The organism is Caballeronia eucalypticola (genome assembly GCF_047608185.1).
Classification (GTDB): domain Bacteria; phylum Pseudomonadota; class Gammaproteobacteria; order Burkholderiales; family Burkholderiaceae; genus Caballeronia.
Genome location: NZ_JBLKRU010000038.1, coordinates 25,984 through 48,807, shown reverse-complemented (window position 1 = coordinate 48,807; position 22,824 = coordinate 25,984). Strand labels below are relative to the sequence as shown.

19 protein-coding genes are annotated in these 22,824 nt (G+C 54.5%); 16 read left to right on the top strand and 3 right to left on the bottom strand.

The window, feature by feature from the left end:
- Positions 1 to 148: 148 nt before the first annotated feature.
- Together ACMX25_RS31030 and purU are read right to left on the bottom strand one after the other, a co-directional pair.
- Entirely contained in the window at positions 149 to 994 is an 846-nt protein-coding gene (locus ACMX25_RS31030; RefSeq protein ID WP_414953735.1) for a tetrahydrofolate dehydrogenase/cyclohydrolase catalytic domain-containing protein, read from the bottom strand.
- A 26-nt stretch (positions 995 to 1,020) separates the two neighbouring features.
- Positions 1,021 to 1,911: a formyltetrahydrofolate deformylase gene (purU, locus tag ACMX25_RS31025; protein ID WP_414953734.1), complete on the bottom strand. Its 891-nt coding sequence runs from the start codon at positions 1,909 to 1,911 to the stop codon at positions 1,021 to 1,023.
- A gap of 254 nt (positions 1,912 to 2,165) precedes the next feature.
- Here purU and ACMX25_RS31020 point away from each other — a divergent pair, with 254 nt between their 5' ends.
- The 15 genes from ACMX25_RS31020 to ACMX25_RS30950 all read left to right on the top strand — a co-directional run bounded on the left by ACMX25_RS31020 (position 2,166) and on the right by ACMX25_RS30950 (position 19,879).
- Positions 2,166 to 4,655 (top strand): GcvT family protein, encoded by a 2,490-nt coding sequence (locus ACMX25_RS31020; protein WP_462686302.1) that lies wholly within the window; start codon positions 2,166 to 2,168, stop codon positions 4,653 to 4,655.
- A gap of 48 nt (positions 4,656 to 4,703) precedes the next feature.
- Positions 4,704 to 5,453, top strand: a complete 750-nt coding sequence (locus ACMX25_RS31015; protein WP_414953733.1) for an electron transfer flavoprotein subunit beta/FixA family protein — start codon at positions 4,704 to 4,706, stop codon at positions 5,451 to 5,453.
- Between the two features lies 1 nt (position 5,454).
- Positions 5,455 to 6,393: an electron transfer flavoprotein subunit alpha/FixB family protein gene (locus ACMX25_RS31010; RefSeq protein ID WP_414953732.1), complete on the top strand. Its 939-nt coding sequence runs from the start codon at positions 5,455 to 5,457 to the stop codon at positions 6,391 to 6,393.
- A 280-nt stretch (positions 6,394 to 6,673) separates the two neighbouring features.
- Entirely contained in the window at positions 6,674 to 7,282 is a 609-nt protein-coding gene (locus ACMX25_RS31005) for a helix-turn-helix domain-containing protein (RefSeq protein ID WP_414953731.1), read from the top strand.
- Between the two features lie 99 nt (positions 7,283 to 7,381).
- Positions 7,382 to 7,987, top strand: a complete 606-nt coding sequence (locus tag ACMX25_RS31000) for a short chain dehydrogenase (protein ID WP_414953730.1) — start codon at positions 7,382 to 7,384, stop codon at positions 7,985 to 7,987.
- A 599-nt stretch (positions 7,988 to 8,586) separates the two neighbouring features.
- Entirely contained in the window at positions 8,587 to 9,732 is a 1,146-nt protein-coding gene (locus ACMX25_RS30995; protein WP_414953729.1) for a porin, read from the top strand.
- Between the two features lie 431 nt (positions 9,733 to 10,163).
- A complete protein-coding gene (locus tag ACMX25_RS30990) occupies positions 10,164 to 11,510 on the top strand; it encodes an NAD(P)/FAD-dependent oxidoreductase (RefSeq protein WP_414953728.1) in 1,347 nt (448 codons plus the stop codon).
- A 28-nt stretch (positions 11,511 to 11,538) separates the two neighbouring features.
- Positions 11,539 to 12,411: a dihydrodipicolinate synthase family protein gene (locus tag ACMX25_RS30985; protein WP_414953727.1), complete on the top strand. Its 873-nt coding sequence runs from the start codon at positions 11,539 to 11,541 to the stop codon at positions 12,409 to 12,411.
- A 45-nt stretch (positions 12,412 to 12,456) separates the two neighbouring features.
- Entirely contained in the window at positions 12,457 to 13,308 is an 852-nt protein-coding gene (locus ACMX25_RS30980; protein ID WP_414953726.1) for a glycine betaine ABC transporter substrate-binding protein, read from the top strand.
- Between the two features lie 81 nt (positions 13,309 to 13,389).
- Complete coding sequence (locus tag ACMX25_RS30975) at positions 13,390 to 14,493, top strand: quaternary amine ABC transporter ATP-binding protein (protein ID WP_414953725.1); 1,104 nt, start codon at positions 13,390 to 13,392, stop codon at positions 14,491 to 14,493.
- A 15-nt stretch (positions 14,494 to 14,508) separates the two neighbouring features.
- On the top strand, positions 14,509 to 15,333 hold the full coding sequence (locus tag ACMX25_RS30970; protein ID WP_414953724.1) for an ABC transporter permease: 825 nt from the start codon (positions 14,509 to 14,511) through the stop codon (positions 15,331 to 15,333).
- A 12-nt stretch (positions 15,334 to 15,345) separates the two neighbouring features.
- On the top strand, positions 15,346 to 16,188 hold the full coding sequence (locus ACMX25_RS30965; protein WP_414953723.1) for an ABC transporter permease: 843 nt from the start codon (positions 15,346 to 15,348) through the stop codon (positions 16,186 to 16,188).
- Between the two features lie 109 nt (positions 16,189 to 16,297).
- The gene (locus ACMX25_RS30960) at positions 16,298 to 17,770 is read left to right on the top strand and encodes an aldehyde dehydrogenase family protein (protein ID WP_414953722.1); all 1,473 of its coding nucleotides are present in this window, start codon (positions 16,298 to 16,300) and stop codon (positions 17,768 to 17,770) included.
- A gap of 229 nt (positions 17,771 to 17,999) precedes the next feature.
- Positions 18,000 to 19,091, top strand: a complete 1,092-nt coding sequence (locus tag ACMX25_RS30955; RefSeq protein WP_414953721.1) for a proline racemase family protein — start codon at positions 18,000 to 18,002, stop codon at positions 19,089 to 19,091.
- Positions 19,088 to 19,879 carry an SDR family NAD(P)-dependent oxidoreductase gene (locus ACMX25_RS30950; protein ID WP_414953720.1) on the top strand — a complete coding sequence of 264 codons (792 nt, stop codon included), beginning with the start codon at positions 19,088 to 19,090 and terminating at the stop codon, positions 19,877 to 19,879. Before ACMX25_RS30955 ends, ACMX25_RS30950 begins: the two co-directional genes overlap by 4 nt.
- A 458-nt stretch (positions 19,880 to 20,337) precedes the next feature.
- Here the strand turns inward: ACMX25_RS30950 and ACMX25_RS30945 are convergent, their stop codons facing one another.
- Positions 20,338 to 20,817, bottom strand: a complete 480-nt coding sequence (locus tag ACMX25_RS30945; protein WP_414953719.1) for a hypothetical protein — start codon at positions 20,815 to 20,817, stop codon at positions 20,338 to 20,340.
- Between the two features lie 220 nt (positions 20,818 to 21,037).
- Between ACMX25_RS30945 and ACMX25_RS30940 the strand changes: the two genes are divergently transcribed.
- Positions 21,038 to 22,699 carry an electron transfer flavoprotein-ubiquinone oxidoreductase gene (locus ACMX25_RS30940; protein WP_414953762.1) on the top strand — a complete coding sequence of 554 codons (1,662 nt, stop codon included), beginning with the start codon at positions 21,038 to 21,040 and terminating at the stop codon, positions 22,697 to 22,699.
- Positions 22,700 to 22,824 lie beyond the last annotated feature (125 nt).

Below are 22,824 nucleotides of genomic sequence, written 5' to 3'. Positions count from 1 at the left end.
TATGTTAAGAGATCGGTCCACTAACTCGAGCATGCCGGGCATACGCCCAGCGATACAGAGTTGCCGTCCGCGTACACGGCCTGAATTCTGCCTGACGTGAACAGGATTTATTGCTAGCGAGCTACGGAGTTCCAAAGAAGCTAGGAGGTCAATCGTATGCTCGCTCTGCTGCCATGAGCGTTTGCGTAACAAGAGTCGCGATCGTCATCGGTCCAACTCCACCCGGTACAGGTGTCAGCGCCATGGTACGGGTTGTCAAACCAAACGGTTCGACGTCACCAATGCCGCCTGGATGGTAACCAGCGTCGATCACGACGGCACCGTCTTTGATCCAAGAAGATCGTACAAAATGCGGCTTGCCTACAGCGGCGACAACGATATCCGCACGCCGCACCTCCTGCTCAAGATTGCTGGTCCGGGAGTGGCACAGCGTAACCGTTGCATTCGCATTGGAAAGCATAAAAGCCATCGGCTTGCCCAAAATTGGACTGCGACCGATCACGACAGCGTGCTTGCCTTCGACATCGAGGTCGTAATGGTCGAGCAAGCGCATGATGCCCGCGGGCGTCGCTGATCCGAAAGCAGGCTCACCCAACGCCATGAGGCCGAATCCGAGGCTTGTAACACCATCTACATCCTTTTGTATCGCGATTCGATCGAAACATTGTCGTTCATCGATCTGAGTCGGTACGGGATGCTGGAGCAAGATCCCGTGCACGTCTTCGTCAGCGTTGAGGTTATCTATGCATGAGAGAAGCTCCTCGGTGGTCGTCTCTTTTGGCAGGACAATCGCTCGCGAGTCCATGCCGATTCTACGACAGGCATTGCCTTTCATTTTCACGTAAGTAGCTGATGCGGGGTCATCACCGACCAGGATTGTTGCGAGGATTGGTGTGCGACCGCCGTTTTTTTCCTTCAGCGTTTGCGTACGTTTCGCAAGTTCGTCGATTAGGCTTGCTGCTACTGCTTTTCCATCAAGGATGATGCTTTGCATCTCAACTCCAGGAAGAACAAAAGACGTTACTTAAAAACGACTGTTTTGTTGCCGTCGAGGAACACGCGGCTTTCGATGTGATATCTGACGGCCCGTGCGAGCGCGAGTTTTTCAGAGTCGCGCCCCGCAGCGACAAGCTGCTCGGGGCGGAACTTATGATCAACACGTTCCACCACCTGCTCGATAATTGGACCTTCGTCCAGGTCGCCTGTGACGTAGTGCGCTGTCGCTCCTATCAGCTTAACGCCACGTTCAAACGCCTGATGGTATGGCTTCGCGCCTTTAAAGCCCGGCAGAAAGGAGTGATGGATGTTGATTGCTCTGCCCGAAAGGTCCCGACACAGTTCATTCGAGAGCACCTGCATATAGCGAGCTAAGACCACCAGTTCGCTGTTGGTGTCGGCGACGATCTTCAACAGCTTTTCCTCTTGAGCGCGTTTGTTCTCTGGGTCGACTGGGAGAACGTGGAAGGGGATGTCGTGCCGCTCGACCAGAGGTCGCAAATGCTCATGGTTTGATACGACTGCCGTAACAATCATCGGCATCTCGCCCATGCGCTGGCGGTACAAAAGGTCCTCTAAGCAGTGATCAAACTTTGAGACCATGATCAAAACGCGAGCGCGTTCGTCCGTGGCTCTCATTTCCCACTGCATCCCGAACGCCGAGGCGGTTGCCTTGAATGCACTGCGCAGCTCGTCCAGCGTCGGCGCCGGGTCCGTGTCTGCTCGAAATACAACTCGCGAAAAGTATTTTCCGTGGTTTTCGTCGTCGAACTGCGCCATCTCGAGGATGTTGCAACCACGGTCTGCAAGGAAATTTCCAATGGCTGCAACGATGCCGCGCTTACCACGGCATGTGACTTTGAGAACGTACGAACGTGCAGTTTGCGGGGGCGCCGCATTATTCAATTGGGACATCGGGTTAGTCCTGAGAGGGAAACAAGATAAAGCGCGGGGGCTAGACGCCGCCGAGTTTTGCACAAAGGAAAAAATACAACGACTATTTTTTTGTTGCAAGAATAATTTTGCGATAATATATTTTATCCCACAAACCGGCAGGTGTGACCCCAGCGGTTTTTTGCGAGAGCCTCTCCATCCCAACATCGGGCTACATCGAGGTCAGGGTCTGACCGTGACGGGGCGTTCATTCCATCCAGCGAGCCGCCGGTTGGGTGATTCCAAAGAAACGCACCTCAAAAAGGTCTATTGAAATGACGAACAAGGTTCCTGCTCACGCAGACGTAGTGATTGTTGGCGGCGGCATCGTCGGATGCTCGATTGCCTACCACTTGACCAAGCTGGGCATCACCGACGTCACTCTTCTGGAGCGGAAGCAACTGACGTGTGGGACGACGTGGCATGCAGCAGGATTGATTGGACAACTGCGTAATAGTCGACAAATGACGGAGCTAGCGAAGTACACCTCTGAGCTTTTGTATGAGCTTGAGCGAGAAACGGGACAAGCCACCGGGTTCAAACAAAACGGTTCCATCGGCCTCGCGCTCAACGAAGGCCGCTTTGAAGAGCTAAAGCGCGGTGCCTCGATGGCGAAAAACTTTGGTCTCGAAGTCCAAGTGATTGGTCCATCAGATATCAAGGGGCTCTGGCCGATGCTTAATCTGGACGGTGTCGTTGGCGGAGTTTTTCTGCCCAAGGACGGACAAGCTAATCCAACCGACATCACGCAAGCATTTGCGAAGGGCGCACGGATGCGCGGCGCCAAGGTGCTCGAGAACCAGAAGGTGGAAAAGCTGCTCGTGGAGAACGGACGTGCTGTTGGCGTGCAAACGGCAGAGGGTGTCATCAAGGCAAACACCGTGGTGATCGCTGCGGGCATGTGGTCGCGAGAACTTGCCGCACAAGTCGGCGTGTCGTTGCCTTTGCACGCGGCAGAGCATTTCTACATCGTCACGGAGTCGGTCTCAGGGTTGCCCGGTAATCTGCCGGTGCTGCGTGTACCCGACGAGTGCGCTTACTACAAGGAAGACGCGGGCAAGATCCTTCTGGGCGCGTTCGAGCCGGTTGCGAAGCCGTGGGGCATGAAAGGCATCTCGGAAGATTTCTACTTCGACTCTCTTCCCGACGATTTTGACCACTTCGAACCGATCCTTATAGACGCCGCCAACCGTGTTCCGATCCTCGAGACCACAGGTATTAAGACGTTTTTCAACGGCCCGGAAAGTTTTACGCCCGACGATCGGTATCTCTTGGGAGAAACGGCGGAGGTGAAAGACTTGTTCGTGGCATGCGGCTTCAACTCGATCGGAATTCAGAGTTCGGGCGGTGCAGGCAAGGCGCTCGCTGAATGGATCCGCGACCGTCGTCCGCCGCTGGATCTGTCCGACGTCGATGTGCGAAGAATGCATCCGTTCCAAGGTACGAAGACCTATTTGCATGACCGCACTGTAGAAAGCCTTGGTCTCCTGTATGCGCCGCATTGGCCGTTCCGCCAGTTTGAAACGGCCCGCGGTGCGCGCCGGTCTCCGCTTCATGATCGGCTTGTTGCCGCCGGCGCAGTGATGGGTGAAGTGTCGGGGTGGGAGCGCGCGAATTGGTACGCGAAGCCTGGTCAGGAACCGGAGTACGAATACGCCTGGGGCCGTCAAAACTGGTTTGAGAACTCAGCCGAGGAATGCCGCGCAGTCCGGGACTCGGTCGGGCTGTTCGATCAGACCTCGTTCGCCAAATTTCTTGTGCAAGGACCCGACGCTGCTCGTGCACTCAATTGGGTCTCCGTTTCGGATGTTGACGTTCCTGTTGGGAAGATGGTGTACACGCAGTGGCTCAATGAGACAGGCGGTATCGAAGCAGATCTGACGATCACGCGAATCGGCCCAAGTTCCTATCTTGTTGTCACGGCCGGCGCAACACAGACGCGTGATTTCTCTTGGCTCGAACGCAATATCCCGAGTGATGCGAATTGCATCGCTACGGACATTTCCTCCAGCCTCGCCGTATTCGGCGTTATGGGACCGAACTCCCGAGCATTGCTCGAGAAGGTTTCGGGCACCGATCTCTCGAATGAAAGCTTCCCGTTCGCAACTTCGCGCGAGCTTGAGATCGGCTACGCGCGAGTTCGTGCAAGCCGCATCACCTTCGTCGGTGAACTTGGCTGGGAACTGTATGTGCCGGTCGAGTTTGCGCTGCATGTCTATGAACTTCTGACCAAAGAAGGAGAGCAGTTCGGATTGCGTCTTGCTGGTTACCACGCGATGAACAGTTGCCGGACGGAGAAGGGCTATCGGCATTGGGGCCACGACCTGACTATTGAGGACAACCCTCTCGAAGCCGGACTCGGATTTTGTGTAGCCTGGGAAAAAGCGGGTGGTTTCATTGGGCTGGAGGCATTGAAAGAGGCCAAAGCAGCTAGTCCGCTAACTCGCCGCATGGTGCAGTTCCAGCTCGAGGATCCCACCAAGCTGCTGTATCACGAGGAACCAATCTGGTGCGACGGCAAGATCGTCGGTTCGATTACTTCTGGTATGTACGGTCATCGTGTTGACGCATCGCTTGGCATGGGTTACGTCAACAATCCCGATGGCGTGACGTCCGACTGGCTTGCACAGAGCAAGTTCGAGATTGAAGTTGCTTGGGAAAAAGTGCCAGCGAAAGCAAGCCTAGCAGGCTTCTACGATTCGAAGAATGTACGCATCAAGAGCTGACCGATCGAATAACGCTTGTAACGCGATGTATATGGAGAAGGACTCACGATGAAAATTTTGGTTGCGGTAAAGCGGGTGGTCGATCCGAACGTGAACGTTCGGGTGAATTCTGACCATTCAGGTGTTGACATCGCGAATCTCAAGATGGCGATCAACCCTTTCGATGAAGTTGCTGTCGAACAAGCGGTTCGGCTGAAGGAATGCGGTCAGGCAACTGAGGTAGTCGTCGTTTCCATCGGATCCGACAAGGTCGTCGAAACGCTTCGCACGGCTCTCGCTATCGGAGCCGACAGAGCCGTTCATATTCTCACTGATGTCAGCGTTGAGCCGCTCGCCGTAGCAAAATTACTGCAAGCCGTCGTGCGCAAAGAAGAGCCAACGTTGGTGCTCCTCGGCAAGCAAGCCATCGATGACGACAGCAATCAGACGGGCCAAATGCTCGCCGGATTGCTGGAGTGGCCGCAGGCAACCTTCGTCTCAAGCCTCGTGATAGAGGGAGAGGAACTGCACATCACACGCGAAGTCGATGCCGGCACCCAGGAACTTGTGCTGCAGATGCCAGCAGTCGCTACTGTCGATCTGCGCCTGAACGATCCACGGCACGCTTCGCTTCCAAACATTATGAAGGCAAAGAAAAAGCTGCTTGATGCGATCTCCGCTGAGTCGCTCGGTGTCGACGTGACTCCACGACTTACTATCATCGAGGTGCGGCCGCCGATTCAGCGACAGGCCGGCAAAAAAGTGGCAACGGTTCAGGAATTGAAGGCGGCAATGCAAAACGCAATGGAGGCACGCTGAAATGGCAGCACTGGTTCTGGCAGATCACGAAAATGGTGTACTCGGCGCAGCTACGCGAAATGCGGTTACGGCTGCGCTTGAGATGGCCGGTGCTGTCGATGTTCTTATTTGCGGGGAGAATTGCCGCAAAGTTGCGGAAGAGGCAGCGCGTCTCGACGGCGTAACAAAGGTTCTGGTTGCTCAGGCAGGCTCGCTTGCGCATCAGATTCCAGAAAACGTAGCACCTCTCGTAGCGTCGCTCGCTGCCGATTACCGTCACGTCGTCGCGCCAGCTACGACGACTGGAAAAAACGTCATGCCACGAGTCGCAGCGATGCTCGACGTCGCTCAGGTATCTGAGATTTCAGCAGTTGTGTCTGGCGACACGTTCGAACGTCCCATCTATGCCGGAAACGCAATCGCGGTTGTTCGGTCGAGCGACCCGATCAAGGTCATTACCGTACGAACGTCTAAATTTGCTCCGGTCGTTGATGGTGGTGAAGTCGCGCCCATCTTCGATCTGCAATATTCGGGCAATTTCACTAGGACCAAGTTTGTTCGGAACAACGTGACGACCACTGATCGGCCGGAACTGACCACTGCGTCCGTGGTTATCTCCGGTGGTCGAGGGCTGGGTTCGAAAGAAGCATTTGCATCGCTCACGACGCTCGCGGATCAGGTGAACGCGGCCGTTGGTGCTTCGCGCGCAGCAGTTGATGCGGGCTATGCACCAAGCGATTGGCAGGTGGGGCAAACAGGCAAAGTAGTCGCCCCAGACCTTTACGTCGCGGTTGGGATCTCCGGTGCGATCCAACATCTCGCCGGGATGAAGGATTCGAAAACGATTGTTGCGATCAACAAAGATCCGGACGCCCCGATCTTCCAAGTTGCTGATGTCGGTTTCGTGGGAGATCTTTTCGAAGTGGTGCCTGAACTGACTTCGGGACTTGGTTCCAAGTAGTTACGCCTGTTGTTGGCACGCCCTCGGTTCGCTGGTTGATCGGACACCGGGGTCGCTGGCTAGTTGCCCTTCGACTATTAAAGGTAAGCCGATACGGAAAAAATTGGCGTGGCAACTTCTGCTTCTTTGCTGCTGGGACGTTTGTCATCGATCGTAATGGATTGCCATTACGATCGCCGGAAAATGCGGAAAGAATTTTCCAACATCGAAAAACACCTCTATTTTTTTTTGTGGTAAATTTTCGGAATGTTTTTTTCCTTAATCCGGGGCGGGGATGGAAATGGTTCAGCTCGCACGTGACAACGTCGACTTTAGCGCGACGGACGACATCGCGTTTGATAGAACGGCGCTCGGCGCCGAAATTCGTAAGTTGCGCAAGGCTCGATCGAAAACACTGGCCGAGATAGCGCTCGCGACGGGGCGATCGATTAGCTTCATCAGCCAACTGGAGCGGGGCAACGCGGAAATGTCAATCTCTGACTTGCGACGGGTCGCGCAGACACTGGGCGTACCGTTGGGATGGTTCTTTGTATCGGAAACGAAGCCGACTGCTGAGGTTGGGCGCGTTGTTCGAGCTGCAGGTAGGCGCCGCTTAGGCAGTGCCACCGATGGGCTAGTCGAGGAGTTGCTGTCGCCAAACATTGGCGGAGCCTTTGAGACGTTCCTCAGTACGTTCGCTGCAGGAGCGTCACTTCCTGAGGCTGCGCTACGCGATACCGAGGAAGAAGGGTACGTGGTGAAGGGGGAACTCAACATCTGGATCGGTGGTAACCACTTCGAAGTCTCGACAGGCGATAGCTTTCGAATCGCTCGCGAAGAATTTCGGTGGGCTAACCGCGGTCACGTCGATGCAATCGTCGTTTGGGTGATATCGCCGCCGACGTATTAAACCATTTGATTCCGTAACCATCACCTAGTTGCGCCGCCCTTTCATGCCAACCGTCGAATATCGATGGTTGTGTAGAGATCGATTTTATTTGGAGAAGGGATGAGCAAGATTGTTGTGATTGGCGCGACAGGAACGATCGGGCAGGCTGCAGCGGCGGCGTTGCGCGATCGTCACGAAGTGATCGAAGTTGGATCGACGCGTGGTTCGCTTAGAGTCGACTCCAATGACATTACAAGCGTACGCGGTCTGTTTGAGCAGATTGGGAAGGTGGATGGTGTCGTTGCTACAACCGGCAGAGTTCATTTTGGTGCCTTACAAGACACGTCCGCGGAGCAATTCGGGTTGGGTTTGCGTGACAAATTGATGGGGCAAGTGAATGTGGTCCTTGCAGGCTTGGTCTGGATGAATGATGGCGGCTCGTTCACCCTCACCAGTGGAATCAGTGCACACGAACCCGTTCGAGAGGGCACAAACGCATCATGCGTGAACCTTGCGCTCGAGGGATTCGTGATGGGTGCTTCGGTCGACTTGCCCCGCGGCATTCGCATCAATCTAGTCAGTCCCACTATTCTCGAGGAATCTGTTCCGGTGTTTGGGTCCTATTTCTGCGGGTTCGAACCGGTCAGCTCGAAAAGCGTTGGTCTCGCGTATTTGCGGAGTATTGAAGGACCAGAGACGGGCCGAGTGTACAAAGTCGGCTACTAACGTCCGTGCCGGTCGTGCGTGGCGTCCTCAGGTAATACGAGTCGCCGTCTGCCAATTTGCGAAGACGCACAGGACCATCTACTTTCGCCTCAGTTGCGAAGGCGCGTACCACGCTACAGGTTTTTCTTCAGGTCAACTCACATGTCTACGTAGTCGCCATTGATTAGATCAATCGGCGGCTTCGACACGCCTGTCGTCTCCACTTCCGACTGCCAAAACCTCTTTGCGTCGAACCGACAAAAATCAATCTTCGGTTATCTGCACATCCAAAAAATCCTGACAACATATTTACTTAGAAAAAAACATAGGGTTAATTTTTATTGCAGGTATTTTTTGACATTCATATAGTGACGCTACTGACTCGTACAAGGACTGATTTTCCGCTCATTGGATGACGTCAGACGAATGTGTGGATGAGATCTACGTCTTCACGACCGACAAAGTGGAGCAAGTGTGTAGTTGTACTAAGGTCTGCATGCTGCAGTACCGAGTGCTCTGCGGACGCGCTATACGGCCCTGGCTTTGAGGGATCGCTCAGTCTTAGGCGCACAGGCACGAGCTAGCAGACAAGACCAACAACGGTGAATTGGAGAAAGTCGATGAAAAAGAATTGTATTGCCGCGTCGGTTCTGTTGATGTTCGCGGTCCCTGCGCTGGCTCAGAGTTCTGTGACGTTGTACGGTTTGATCGATGAGGGTATCGATTACACGAACAACGCGAAGGGTCAAAAGGCCTACCAATTGGAGAGCGGATACCTAGCCGGTAGCAGATGGGGCATTAAGGGCACGGAGGATCTCGGCGGTGGGTACAAGGCCACCTTCCAGCTTGAAAACGGCTTCGACGTGAATACGGGCAGGCTTGGGCAGGGGGGGCTTGGCTTTGGACGCCAGGCTTATGTCGGGATTGTCAATGACAACTTCGGCAGCGTGACGCTCGGTCGCCAATATGACTCCCTGGTCGACTACTTTGCGCAGACCACGGCCACGGGCAACTGGGGCGGATATATCTTTGCGCACCCGTATGACAACGACAACGCAACAAACACGTTTCGCGTCAACAATACTGTGAAATACACCAGTCCAACGATCGCTGGGCTGAAGTTTGGGGGCACGTACAGCTTCAGTAACGACACCAACTTCGCGAACAACCGCCAGTACAGCATCGGCGCCCAATATACACTCGGCGGCCTTTTGGTGACTGCGGCCTACCTGCAAGCGAATAACCCATCTGCAACGGCAACTGGCGCAATCAATAATGGAGGTGATGAGAATTTCGTTGCTCAGCGGCTCCGTATCATTGCCGCTGGCGTGAACTACACGGTCGGTGCTGCAACCCTCGGATTGGCATACACCAATACCTATGTTGGTCAGCCGCTCAGCTCGGGCTACGTTGGCGCAATTACGCCAACTGTCGGTACGCTGACGTCACTGCGCTTCCAGAACTTCGAAGTGAACGGAAAGTACAACTTCACGCCGTCATTCTCGCTCGGCGCGATGTACACCTACACGCGCGCGAACTTTGACACAACGGCGTCGAAGTCACATCCGGTGTATCACCAAGGCGGTCTAATGCTTGATTACTTCCTGTCCAAGCGTACAGACGTTTATTTGCAGGCGGCGTACCAGCATGCAGGCGGCGACAAGAACGGCTCGGTGCTTGACTTCGCCTACGTGCCAGGTGCGGCGGATGTTTCATCGAGCAGCAATCAGGTGCTCGTGCGCGCCGCGATCATGCATAAGTTCTAACCCGTCGGCGAGCGGTCTTACCGGAGCCACTTGTTTGTGGCTCCTCTTATGCGCTGTGCAAGCTTCCACCGGTTCCGCGAATAGCTGTTTGGCTCCTTAACCAGCCTCGATGATTCGCTATGAACGCGTTCGCTGCGGCGGAAGGTGAGCAAAACGAGCCGGGTCGATCTGCAAGCATGCTGAAAGTTACCCAAATCTTTTGACTCATGCAAAAAAATACGTGAAATTTTTTATTGAAACAATTTTTTGGTAATTCTATAGTCGCTATACGTTGGCGTCGGGCAAGGAAGTCCGCACCGGCAAAAAACAGGTTGAGGTCACGCGGTGCCTCCCTAGCCTCAGTTTTCAGTGGCGCACCGACCGCCCAATAAAGCCAAAGGGCTTCAGGACGCTCGTCGGGGTAATCAAAAGCGTCATTCAGGAGATGAAAGTTGGTCGCGAAAGTCTTGCATACGCGCGTCGAGATTGCTCCGCCGCAAGCGGAGCCCACTGTATCGGGGTGGTATCTCGCGTCCGGCCCAGAACTGCCAGTCAATCAACTGCCTGGTGACGTTACATGCGACTGTCTGGTTATTGGAGCAGGCTGGATGGGGTTGCATGCTGCACGTCGTTACGCCGAGGTGCGCCCTAATTCGAAGGTCGTCCTGGTCGACGCTGGCCGTATCGGCAACAACGCATCTGGACGTTGCATGGGCTTTGCGATCGACCTCGCGCATAACCCACGCAAGCACGACTTCGTCGAAGACGAGAAGGGTAACCGCGACGAACTCTATGTGAACCGCGAAGGCAATGCTTATTTGCAGAAGGCGGTGGAAGAGCTGGGGGTCGACTGTGACTGGGATCCCCAAGGCAAATACCATGGCGCTGCGACCGACCATGGCGTTGTCGACCTTGTCGAGTTTTCCAAAGCGTTGGACAAGATGGGGCAGAAATACCGTTGGGTCGAACGCGACGAGATGCGTGAATTGACCGGCAGCGAGCATTACGTCAAGGCCTTGCACCACCCGGGCACTATCCTTCTTCAGCCGGCTAAATACCTCAAGAACGCGGCCCGAGCGCTTCCGAAGAACGTTTCGGTTTACGAGAACTTGGCGATTTCTGCAGCACAGTTCGGCGCTTCGCAACATGTCTTCGAGACGGCGAGTGGTGTTATCAAAGCCGCGAAGGTGATTATCTGCGCGTCTGGCTATCTGACGAACTTCGGCTTCTATCAGAACACGGCCATTCCGGTGTACACGTTCGCGAGCATGACGCGTCCGCTTACCGAGGCTGAGCTCAAGCGGATTGGCGGGCCGAAGGTTTTTGGTCTGATTCCCGCTGATAGTTTTGGTACAACGGTTCGCCGGACCACGGATAACCGGATCTTTCTGCGCAACGTCTATTCGTACGCAAATCACTTCAAGACGACGGTCGACGACGTCATGAAAGCGAGAATTCAGCAGCAAGTCGCATTCGATCGTCGTTGGCCGGACCTCTCGGCGATGGGGTTCGAGGCGAGTTGGGGAGGGTTACTCACGCTCGCGCAAAACGGCGGCATGGTCTGGGCCGAGCTTGCACAAAACGTATATGGCGCAGCCTTCTGCAACGGAACAGGTGTTTCTCGAGGTACTGCGTTTGGCAAGGCGATCGCGGAGCTCGCGGCAGGGCTGAACTCGAAATCGATCGACATCTTGAAGACCAAGACGCCTCCGTCGCGCGCGTACCCCAGGATCATCACCTCGTTAGGCGTTAACTATGTAACGGGGAAGCGTTTCAAGGAAGCAGGGATTGAAGTCTAAGCACGGAATTTTTTAGGAGAGTTCGAGAATGTCTAAGCTGGCTGGTATCAACCTGGCAATGCAGACCCCGTTTAACGAAGACGGTTCAATCGCCTTCAACATGTTTGAAGAGCTCGTCGATAAGTACATCGACGCAGGCGTTCATGGCCTGGTCTTCGGCGCGGGTACGGGGCAGCATCCCTATCTCACCGAGGCGGAGTGCAACCAGCTTTATGAGCTCGGCGCCAAGCGAGTCAACGGCCGGTGCAACGTAATTTGCCAAACGTCGGCACTGAATGTAGACGAAGTGATTCGTCGATCGCGCCACGCGGAATCAATCGGCGCGGACGCGATCATGGTTCTTCCGCCGTATTTAGAAGGGCCGACTGATGACGACGGCATGTTCGAGTTCTACAAGGAAATCGACGCATCGGTGAATGTTGACATTGTGGGCTATAACATCCCCCAAGCAACGGGTTTCTCTGTGTCTGTTTCGTTGCTGAAGAGGTTGGGTGAGCTCCCGCACTTCGCGTACATCAAGGACAGTGGTGGCGATATGACGACCCACCAGCAGTACATTCAGACTTCTGTCGACGTGCTCAATGGAGCCGACACGATCGCGCTCTATGCCTTCATGGCAGGGACGAAAGGGGCGATCTGGGGCGCAGCGAATTACATGCCTAAAGAGGCAGTAGCGCTTTACAACCACATTCAAGCAAAAAACTACGCCGAAGCATTTACGCTTTGGCAGAAGATGCTGCCCTCGCTACTGTTCGTCTGGACGAATCCCTACATCGCTTCGGTCTTACGTGCATCGCAACTGCGCGGATTCGGGACTGGTCGCGTACGAAGGCCTGTTCAAGGTTTGAGCAACGAAACTGACAAGGCGCTGCAGGAAGTCCTCGCTCCGCTGTTCGAGTAAGCAATAAGAATCACAAACACGCTTTCTATATGAGGAGTAAGCATCATGCGTAAGTTTTGGAGATTTGCATCGCTTGTCGTTGCACTGTGTTTCGCGTGCTCGGCTGGAGCCGCCGAAAAAACGGTCGTCAAGCTTGGTACCATGGGCTGGGAGGATCTCATGCCGATGTCGCTCATCACTAAACGAGTACTGGAGAAGGAAGGTTATCAAGTCCAGGTCACCAGCTTTTCAGAGTGGGGAATCGCGTACAGCGCTCTCGTCCGAGGGGATGTTGATATCCTGATTTCTCAAATCAACTATACGGCGTCGGACTACTGGACAAAAAATAAAGAACGGCTCGAAAAGATCTCAGTAGTTTCTCATGGCCTTCGCCAAGGCATTGTGGTCCCAGCCTACATGCCTATTGACTCGCTTGACCAACTCAACTCTATTAAAGATCAAGTAGGTGGAAAAATCGTTGGCATCGAACCGGGCTCGGGGTTGATGCGCGAGACGGCAGAGGCCATCAAGCAATACGGCCTCGAGTACACGCTTGTCGATGGGAGTACAGCAGCGATGGTCGCGCAATTGCAATCGTCGATTGAGCGTAAGCAACCGCTGGTCACTATGCTCTGGACCCCCTCGTGGATGGATCAGAAGTTCAAGGTCAAGTACCTGAACGACCCCAAGCACGTTTTTGCGCCTCCGCAGACCTACTACTTCATCGCGAAAAAAGGATTCTCGGTGGCTAACCCGCGAGTGAGAGAGATCTTGGCGAGCGAATACATCCCGATTGATGACATTACCAAGATCAATGGGGCGGTGAAAGACGGCAAGACGATGGAACAAGCAGCGGATGACTGGGTCAAGCAGAACTCCGTACTCGTGGATAAATGGACGACGCTGTCGAGCAAGTGACAGAAGGGGCTGGGCGACCGAGGTGATCGCCTCGTAAGCCTGGCCCTTCTCGTCTGCATCCTCTCACTGTCGGATGGAAGTATGAACATGATGAACGAGCTCCCCCACGTCAATCGGACCGCTGTTGTTGAATGTCGCGAGGTCTGGAAAGTATTTGGAAGTCCCAATGCCGCAGCTCTTGATGCTGCGAAAAGCGGGAAATACGACAAAGAAGCACTGTTGAAGAAATTCGGCTGTGTCGCGGCTGTCAGTAACGCATCTTTCTCCGTCGGCGAGGGAGAGACGTTCTGCATCATCGGTCTTTCAGGAAGCGGAAAATCAACGTTGATTCGCCACTTCAACCGATTGATCGAGCCAACGAGTGGTGAAGTCATCGTTCGCGGGAAAAATATCTGCAAGCTTGGTTACGCTGAGCTGAGAAAGCTACGCTCTAGCAGCATCGGCATGGTTTTTCAGCAGGTTGCGCTGTTGCCATACCGGACCGTGCTCCAGAACGTCATGCTTCCACTCGAAGTCCAAGGATTGTCGGCGGCAGATTGTCGCCAAAAAAGTCAAGCTGCACTCGACACTGTGGGGCTGGGCAGTTGGGAAGAGCGCTATCCGCGTGAGCTGTCGGGTGGCATGCAACAACGAGTTGGCATTGCCAGGGCACTCGCAGCAAACCCTGATCTTCTTCTCATGGACGAGCCCTTTAGTGCGCTCGACCCTCTGACTCGCAAGCAGTTGCAGATCGAATTCAAACAGCTATCTACGAAGCTGAATAAAACAACCATCTTTATCACGCACGACATCGAAGAGGCGATCCGCATTGGCGACCGCATCGCGATCATGCACGAAGGAAAAATCGTACAGATCGGCACGCCGGAAGAGATCGCGCTCAGTCCCGTTGACGACTATGTTGCCAGTTTTATGGAGGGGATTTCTCGACTCAAATTGGTGAAGGCGCATTCAGTGATGCAGCCGCTAAGCGCGGGTTCGGCTTCTGACGCGACAGGTCTGGCGAGTATTGACATCAATGCAGATCTCGAGCAAATGATCGACCTGTCGCTTGCCAATGGCACAGAATCGGTTGCAATCACCGAGCATGGCAGCGTCATTGGAACCGTGACACGAGAAGCGATCTTGAAGGCTGTCCGTGGTATCGACGTAAGAACCGAGCGCCTGAGCGCCCTTGCAACCAATTGACTAAGGGTGGATGCGATGACAACCATGACGAGAGTTTTCGATGGGGCGGTGGATAACAGCCTCGGTTGGCTGACAGACAATGCCTCGGGGATCTTCAATGGCGTGAGCTTCGTCCTCAACGGGACTTTCAAGGGAATTAATGCAGGATTGATGTTTGTGCCTTGGTGCTTGCTGGTTTTGATCGCAGCCGTTTGCGGGTGGCGGTTTATCAGTCGCACTTTCGCGGTCACTGCGGCGGTGGGCTTGTGGCTCTGTCAGGCGATGGGGCTGTGGTCTGAAACGATGAGCACGCTCACCTTAGTATTCAGTTCGACATTGCTCGCGCTGGTGATTGCAATCCCGGCCGGCATTCTCCTCGGACTGACTTCGCGTACGATTAAAGGAGTAGAGGTCGTTCTCGACTTCATCCAGACGATGCCGCCGTATATTTACCTGTTGCCCGGAATCGCGCTGCTTGGTTACGGGCCAGCAACCGCAATGTGGGCTACCTGGATTGTGACTATTCCCCCAGCGCTTCGGCTTACGGCACACGGCGTACGGATGACGCCGATACAGTACCGCGAGCTCGGAACAGCGGTCGGGATGAATCTGTTTGATCACCTTTTCAAGATCCGCGTGCCCTTTGCACTTACGTCGATCTTCGCGGGTATCAATCAGAGCCTGATGTTGAGCTTTGGCATGGTCGTCATCGCAGGGATTGCAGGCTCGGGTGGTTTGGGTCAGTCTATTTATGACGCGGTACGCACGCTTGAAATTGCGAAAGCCGTGAACGCCGGGATCGCGGTTGTTGTCGTGACCATCGTGCTCGACCGCTTTTCGCAACGTCTAGGGAAGAGATAAGGAGCGCATCTGATGGAAAACTTTCAAGTCTCACCAGGATCGGTTGTCGCTCCCATCCTTTCATACCTGAACGTCAACCATCACGACGGTTTTGTCGCGATTGCGACTTTCCTCAATGGCCTCATCTCGGCCATTGTGCAATTGCTTTCGCTGGGACCTGCGGCGGTCGTGATTGGTGCGCTCACATTGATCTCTCTGTTTGTTGCCGGCTGGCGCGGCGCGGTGTTGTGCGCAGCCGGTCTCGGCCTGTGCCTGGGGCTAAGCATGTGGGATGCAACGATTCAAACGATCGCTGTTATTGTTTTGGCCGTAACCTTCTCCGTTCTGGCCGGGATCCCGATCGGCGTATTGCTTTCCCGAAGCCAAAGGTTGCAGACGGCCATTCGTCCGGTCCTCGACGTAATGCAGACACTCCCACCTTGGGTCTATCTTGTGCCTGCAGTTATTTTGTTTGGCCTCGGTGTTGTCCCTGCGCTCCTGTCGACGATTGTGTACGGTATCCCACCGATGATCCGGCTCACCATTCTGGCGATGAGCCAGATTCCTGAAAGCCGTGTTGAACTTGGCAATGCAATAGGGGCGAGCAAGCGGGAGATTTTCTGGAAGATTGAGTTGCCGTCTGCGATGCCGACCCTGTTGGTTGGCATAAACCAGTGTGTGCTTTTCTCGCTAGGCATGGTTGTGCTGGCTGGACTCGTAGGCGCGGGTGGTCTTGGCGCTGAAGTTACGCGTGGCCTTTCGCGTATGGAGTTTGGCCTTGGAATGCGAGCCAGTGTCGCGATAGTGGCTTTGGCAATTGTGCTTGATCGCGTGTTCCGGGGTGCGATTCCTCGGAAATATCTGACGCACGCGTGAGAGCATGCTTGATAAGTAATCCTCTCTAACAGACCACGCCGCGTGGTCACTGCTGCTTGCAGAGTTACGATTCGCGGCGTGACGTCCACCTTCGAGAATTGGGAACGAAATGCGAACTGGTTTGTTCATTGATGGTAAGTGGGTATCCCCGACTCTTGGTCGCAAGCTTGAAGTTGTCAACCCAGCGAGCGGAAGAGCTTTCCATGAAATTTCTGCGGCTACCGCCGAAGACGTCGATCTGGCCGTCGCTGCCGCTCGCCGTGCTTTTCATGGCGAATGGCCAAAGATGACCGGCGCTCAACGTGCGCAGTACCTTCGCCAAATCGCGTCGGCGATTCGCACCCGTCTGGATGAGATCTCCGAGCTTGAAGTGTTGGACAACGGCAAGCCTCTTCCGGAAGCAAAATGGGACGTTGGCGACGCTGCGGGTTGCTTCGACTTTTATGCAGGGCTCGCAGAGGAACACGACGAGAATCGTTACGAAGCGCTCACGCTGCCAGACCAACGGTTCGTGTCGAAAGTGGTGCACGAACCGCTAGGTGTAGTGGGTGCAATCATCCCTTGGAACTATCCGCTTCTGATGGCAGCGTGGAAGGTCGCGCCCGCTCTCGCTGCAGGTTGCACGGTGGTGTTGAAGCCGGCAGAGGCGACTTCGCTAACTGCGCTTGAGCTGGCAGCGATCGCTGAGGAGATCGGACTTCCTGCAGGCGTGTTGAACGTAGTCACTGGCATCGGTCCTGATGCGGGGCAACCCTTAGTGGAACATGCTGATGTCGACAAAATCGCTTTTACCGGTTCTGGCGCAATTGGCTCCAAGTTGATGGCGGTAGCAGCAAAGTCGATCAAGCGCGTGAGTTTGGAACTAGGCGGGAAGTCGCCATTCTTGGTTTTTGAAGACTCGGATATCGACAAAGCCGTCGAATGGGTGATGTTCGGGATTTTTTGGAACCAAGGCCAGGTGTGCTCCGCCACGTCGCGTGTTCTAGTTCAAGAAGGCATCTACGACAAGTTTGTTGCTCGATTGGTCGAGGAAGCGAAGAAGATCACGATCGGCGACGGCCTCGCCGATGGCGTACTGCTTGGGCCACTCGTTTCGAACGTTCAGCTGGATCGGGTTTTGAGCGCCATCGAAAAAGCGCGCGCAGACGGTGCCACGGTCCTCACTGGAGGCGGGCGACCCGCTCATCTTTCCGAAGGTTTCTTTGTTGAGCCCACCGTGCTAGTCAATGTTCCCCTTGAAAGTCAGGCGTGGAAAGAAGAAATCTTCGGGCCGGTCGTTTGTGTCCGCTCTTTCTCTTCGGAAGAAGAGGCGATCTCGCTTGCCAACGATACCCGTTTCGGGCTTGCAGCAGCTGTTATGACTAAGGATGCCGTGCGGGCAGACCGGGTCGCTAGCGCGCTGCGCGCTGGTATTGTCTGGATCAATTGCTCTCAACCGACCTTCACGGAAGCGCCGTGGGGCGGGTACAAGCAATCGGGAATCGGTAGAGAACTTGGTAAATGGGGCTTCGAGAATTATCTCGAGATCAAGCAGGTGACGTCGTATGTGAGTGAAGACCCCTGGGGTTGGTATATCAAGTGAATGACAGTGATCCCATTAAGCATCTGAGCGGTTGGCCGGGACATGAGAAATGTCGGAGCCAATGTAGGTTTCGACGCGCTAGACGGAATGGTCTAGGCTTACGTAACAGCTAGAGCTTAGAACCATTTGGTACATTTGTTGAATCTACTTTACGGCTCAGACTTAAGCAATGCGCAAAGCGCATTACCAAAATACATATCACGTCGTAGTTAGCTAGGTCGGAGAACTTGTGAGCGCAAATAAAACGGAAAGGAAAGTAATCGAGATTGTCGATGTACATGTCGGCGGAGATGTCCATCGAATTGTCCTTGGCGGAGTTCGAGAGTTGCCCGGTGCGACTGTGTTCGAAAAGATGCAGTACCTGAAGACCAGCGCTGACGGTCTGCGGCAGTTGCTTCTTTTGGAGCCGCGTGGGGGTCATCCGTCGCTTTATGCCGATCTGGTAGTGGCGCCGACCGACCCCGACGCGGTCGCCGGCTTCATCATCATGGAGGTCATGGGTTATCCAATGATCTCTGGCACGAACACGATGAGCACGGCAATCGCGCTATTTGAATCTGGACGTGTTCCGATGGTGGATGGAGTTAATCAGATCTCGTTGGAAGCGCCTGGTGGGCTGATCAAAATCGTTGCCGACTGCGAGGGAGGACGCGTTAAACGTGTTCGCTATCAAGCCAGTTCGCCTTCATTCGTGTATTCAAGCGGAAACATTGTTGAAGTCCCAGGGTGGGGTTCCGTAGAATACGACCTGGTCTGGACCGGAGCCTTTTACCCGATTGTCAACGCGCGCGCGCTTGGTTTCGCATTAACGAAAAACGAAGAAAAGAGGCTCGTGTCGTTTTCACAAGCATTCCTATCGGTTGCTCGTGAGCAGGCCAGGCCGATTCACCCCGAATTCGGAGACGAAGGTCCCTTGTCGTTCGTTATGTTTGCAGGCGACCCGATTGATGAACCATATGTTGGAAAAGCTGTTCGCACCAGCTGCTATGTTCATCCGTCGGACTACGTTTGCCGTGCACCCGCAGGGGTTCCTTCAACCGCGATCGCGGCGCAACTGGTCGGCAAAGGAATTTTAGGCAATGGCGACTCACTTCGAACCATATCAGTTTTTGATAGTGAACTAGATGTTATGGTGAACGAGGTTGGAACCTACTATGAGACCTACGCCGGCATTCGCGCGACCGTTCAAGGGTCAGGCTATGTCATTGCGAAAACCCAGCTTGTTGTGGACTTCGAAGATCCTTTCACACCGCAGGACGGCCTCGCCGGGATTCTCAATACCGACCTCCTAGGACCGCCGTCCGAAGGAGGGACTTTATGAGTTCTGAAATCACATCTCGTGTGGGTTCGAAGAACGTAGCACCAGATCGTCGGGTGGTGATCGTCACAGGGGCGGCAGGCGGTATCGGGGCAGCAATTTGCCTCCGGATGGCTCAAAACGGTTGGCGTATTGTCCTTGCTGCTAGGACGGAGGAGGTAGCGTTAAACGTACGCGAGACCTGTCGCGCGATTGGCACAGACGCAGAGATATTCGCTGGGGACGTGACAGAGGCCCAATACATAAGCGCCTTGGTCGATTTCGCCTCGTCTCATTTCGGTAGGCTTGATGGATTCGTAAGCAACGCTGGGATGGCGGGGCACTTGGAGCCTGTAACAACCTATCCTGACGACGTCTTTGATCGAGTCGTGGCAGTCAACGTTCGGGCAACGTTTCTAGCCTTGAAGCATTCGCTGCCAGCGCTCCGAATCAGCGGGGCAGGCAGTTTCGTTGCGACCGCATCGACCTCTGCAATTCGCGGCAGGGCCAACCTCAGTGCTTATGTGGCAAGCAAACATGCGGTGTTAGGTCTGGTCAGAAGCGCCGCGCTTGAATGCATAGGCACTGGGGCTCGGGTCAATGCTGTCCTGCCTGGACCAGTTCAAACACCATTGATCGACTCGTTGAACGAGTTGGCATCGAAACGCGGAAGCCCCATCGTACGCGCAACTCAAACACCCTATGCAATGCCCGACGATGTTGCGGACACCGTGGACTTCTTGCTCTCTGAGAAATCATCGCACATGAACGGAGCGTCCGTCGTTCTCGATGCGGGAGGTACTGTAGCCTAACCGGGGGCGGGTCATAAGTTTACGAATCGAAGAATAAATCGAACGCGAAGGAATATTCTGAGATGCTCTTAGTTGCATCGAATGTGATAAAAGGCACGAGACATCTTTCCATCAATCGTTGTTTGCTTCCGGTCGGAAGCAAGTTTGATGGTTTGATGCAGTTTTTGGCAGATCGTGACATATTCAGCTGGACCTCAGCTGTAGTAGAGCCTCCGGATTTCACGACCGCCTTGAAGATTCGGAGCAGCCTGAAATTGAAATCGCTGAGTTGCCTCTAAGCTCCCAAGCCGAATCTTTACAAGGGCACCGCCGCGTCCTCCAAGATGCCAATTTTCGCGGCCAGTTCCGAGTTCGGCAATCTCCGACTGTCACGACTATTATGACAGCCACCGTTCGGAGAGGCTTTCGCACTTGTCGGTTGCTTGAGTCATCGCTGCCACCGTGGATGGGATGTCTCACTACGACGATTCTGTCGTATCGCGGGGATGCCCTCGATGATGAGTGGGGTGCGAAGCATGCGCACTCGCGGATTCACGGGCGCGTCGGCGCGAAGTCGAAACTTGGCCATTAGCGTCGCAGATCGCGACAACCGCTGCCTGGACTCCTGGTATGGCGACCAATGCTTCTGCCGCTTTGGTGGCACCATCAACCGTCAATTGGGGGCCTACCGAGATCAGGGCGTCTCTCATGATGTTGTAGTCGATGACGTCCTCTAACTCATCTCGACTTGAGTCGGAGGCCCGAAGGTCGACCAGTAAGTCGACGTTGATCGATACCCCGGCCGGTAGGCAGGGCGCGCGGTATCCACGAAGGAACAGCTTACGATAGGCATTTTCATCGCCCAATTCCTCACGGCTGCTCTTCCGATTCATCGCTTGATTGATGTATGTCACTGTCTGCTCGCCGTTTGTTGCTCTTCTTTGCATATAAATATTCACGCACCGTGCCGACCTGGGCATAAGACGGTCGCATGTCGCCGTGGCGCTAGTACCCATCGCTGAACGACCTCGGCCACAAAAGCCGCCAGGCAACGGTTACAAGAATAATATCTCAACTATTTCTTGCTATAAAAATATTGGGCGTGTAATTTTTTGCAGCGGGAACACGGTGCGAATTCCCCTTGCCCCCAATCTTTCGTACTCTATTTACACTTCAAACATGACGCTTCTTGAGCAATACGGTCCGCGCGAGTCGATGGAATACGACGTTGTCATCGTGGGTGGCGGCCCGGCAGGGATATCTGCTGCGATAAGGCTGAAACAACGGGCTGGTGAGGATGGTGTTGATCTGAGCGTTTGCGTCTTAGAGAAAGGCTCGGAAATTGGTGCACACATCCTTTCTGGCGCCGTGATGGACCCGCGAGCGTTGACAGAGCTGATTCCGAATTGGAAGGAGCGCGGCGCCCCGCTGGATGTGGCGGTAACGGAGGACCGCTTCCTCTTTCTTTCAGAGACGAACGCACGGAAGATCCCGAACTGGGCGCTGCCGGCTAACTTCAAGAATCACGGGAATTTCGTCATCAGTCTCGGGAACGTGACGCGCTGGCTTGCCTTACAAGCGGAAGCCTTGGGCGTCGAGATATTCCCCGGCTTTCCCGCCGCCGAGGTCCTCTACCGTGACGATGGCTCAGTAAGAGGCGTCGTCACCGGCAATATGGGTATCGGCAAAGATGGACAGCCTACCGAGAATTTCCAGCTAGGCATGGAGCTCCTCGCGAAGTACACGCTATTTTGTGAAGGCGCGCGCGGGCATCTCGGACGTCAGTTGCAGGAGCGCTTCCAGCTGCGTGGAGGCGTCGATCCACAGGTCTATGGGCTTGGAATCAAGGAGTTATGGGAGATCGATCCTGCCAAGCATCAGGAGGGGCTCGTTATCCACACCGCCGGATGGCCGCTGGAGTCAGAAACCTATGGCGGATCATTCCTCTATCACTTCGGCAATAATCAGGTGATGGTTGGCTTCGTCGTTGGTCTGGGCTATACGAACCCCTACCTTGCTCCCTTCGAAGAGTTCCAGCGCTATAAGACGCATTCTGCGATTCGTGCCTTCCTTGAAGGAGGAAAGCGGCTCTCCTACGGTGCGCGAGCAATTACCGCTGGCGGCCTGCTTTCACTACCAAATCTTGTTTTCCCAGGAGGCGCGCTCGTCGGCGACGATGCGGGATTCCTTAACGCTTCGCGAATCAAGGGTTCTCATGCAGCAATCAAGACTGGGATGCTTGCTGCTGACGCTGCTTTCGATGCGATTCAGGCCGGGCGCGAGGCTGACGTATTAACCGCATATCCCAACGCTTTCAAAGATTCATGGCTCTACGAGGAGCTGTATCGTGCGCGGAATTTCAAACAGTGGATGAGCAAAGGCTTGTACTTGGGCACTTTAATGGTTGGCATCGAGCAGAAGTTTCTCGGCGGGAAGGTACCGTGGACGTTGCATCATCAATATTCGGATCATGAAAAGCTAAAGCCCACTGCGGATTGCAAGCCCGTCCTCTATCCAAAACCTGACGGAAAGTTGAGCTTCGATAGACTGTCTTCGGTGTTTTTGTCGAACACGAACCACGAGGAGAACCAGCCTGCTCATCTGACGCTCAAGGACCCGAATGTGCCGGTGCAAATCAATTTGCTCAAATTCGACGGCCCGGAAGCACGCTTCTGCCCTGCGGGAGTATATGAGTTCTTCAAAGACCAAGGCGAGGCGAGGCTGCAAATCAACGCACAAAATTGCGTACATTGCAAATCATGCGACATTAAGGATCCGACTCAGAATATAGTCTGGGTCACCCCTCAGGGAGGAGGGGGGCCAAACTATTCGAATATGTAAGACTTGCGAAACGGTCGAGAGCGATTGACAAATGCCAAGTTTGTTTGTGTCATTTCAGGGCTTCAGCTTCTTTAGGAAAGTCCACAGCTCCGGGGAGTCAGCTGTTGCCCGCATTGAAGAAAACC

Bases quoted from the DNA above. Each gene is read 5' to 3' on its own strand.
- ACMX25_RS31030 (WP_414953735.1), bottom strand. From the start codon at position 994: ATGCAAAGCATCATCCTTGATGGAAAAGCAGTAGCAGCAAGCCTAATC.
- purU (WP_414953734.1), bottom strand. From the start codon at position 1,911: ATGTCCCAATTGAATAATGCGGCGCCCCCGCAAACTGCACGTTCGTAC.
- ACMX25_RS31015 (WP_414953733.1), top strand. From the start codon at position 4,704: ATGAAAATTTTGGTTGCGGTAAAGCGGGTGGTCGATCCGAACGTGAAC.
- ACMX25_RS31010 (WP_414953732.1), top strand. From the start codon at position 5,455: ATGGCAGCACTGGTTCTGGCAGATCACGAAAATGGTGTACTCGGCGCA.
- ACMX25_RS31005 (WP_414953731.1), top strand. From the start codon at position 6,674: ATGGTTCAGCTCGCACGTGACAACGTCGACTTTAGCGCGACGGACGAC.
- ACMX25_RS31000 (WP_414953730.1), top strand. From the start codon at position 7,382: ATGAGCAAGATTGTTGTGATTGGCGCGACAGGAACGATCGGGCAGGCT.
- ACMX25_RS30995 (WP_414953729.1), top strand. From the start codon at position 8,587: ATGAAAAAGAATTGTATTGCCGCGTCGGTTCTGTTGATGTTCGCGGTC.
- ACMX25_RS30985 (WP_414953727.1), top strand. From the start codon at position 11,539: ATGTCTAAGCTGGCTGGTATCAACCTGGCAATGCAGACCCCGTTTAAC.
- ACMX25_RS30980 (WP_414953726.1), top strand. From the start codon at position 12,457: ATGCGTAAGTTTTGGAGATTTGCATCGCTTGTCGTTGCACTGTGTTTC.
- ACMX25_RS30975 (WP_414953725.1), top strand. From the start codon at position 13,390: ATGAACATGATGAACGAGCTCCCCCACGTCAATCGGACCGCTGTTGTT.
- ACMX25_RS30970 (WP_414953724.1), top strand. From the start codon at position 14,509: ATGACAACCATGACGAGAGTTTTCGATGGGGCGGTGGATAACAGCCTC.
- ACMX25_RS30965 (WP_414953723.1), top strand. From the start codon at position 15,346: ATGGAAAACTTTCAAGTCTCACCAGGATCGGTTGTCGCTCCCATCCTT.
- ACMX25_RS30960 (WP_414953722.1), top strand. From the start codon at position 16,298: ATGCGAACTGGTTTGTTCATTGATGGTAAGTGGGTATCCCCGACTCTT.
- ACMX25_RS30950 (WP_414953720.1), top strand. From the start codon at position 19,088: ATGAGTTCTGAAATCACATCTCGTGTGGGTTCGAAGAACGTAGCACCA.
- ACMX25_RS30940 (WP_414953762.1), top strand. From the start codon at position 21,038: ATGACGCTTCTTGAGCAATACGGTCCGCGCGAGTCGATGGAATACGAC.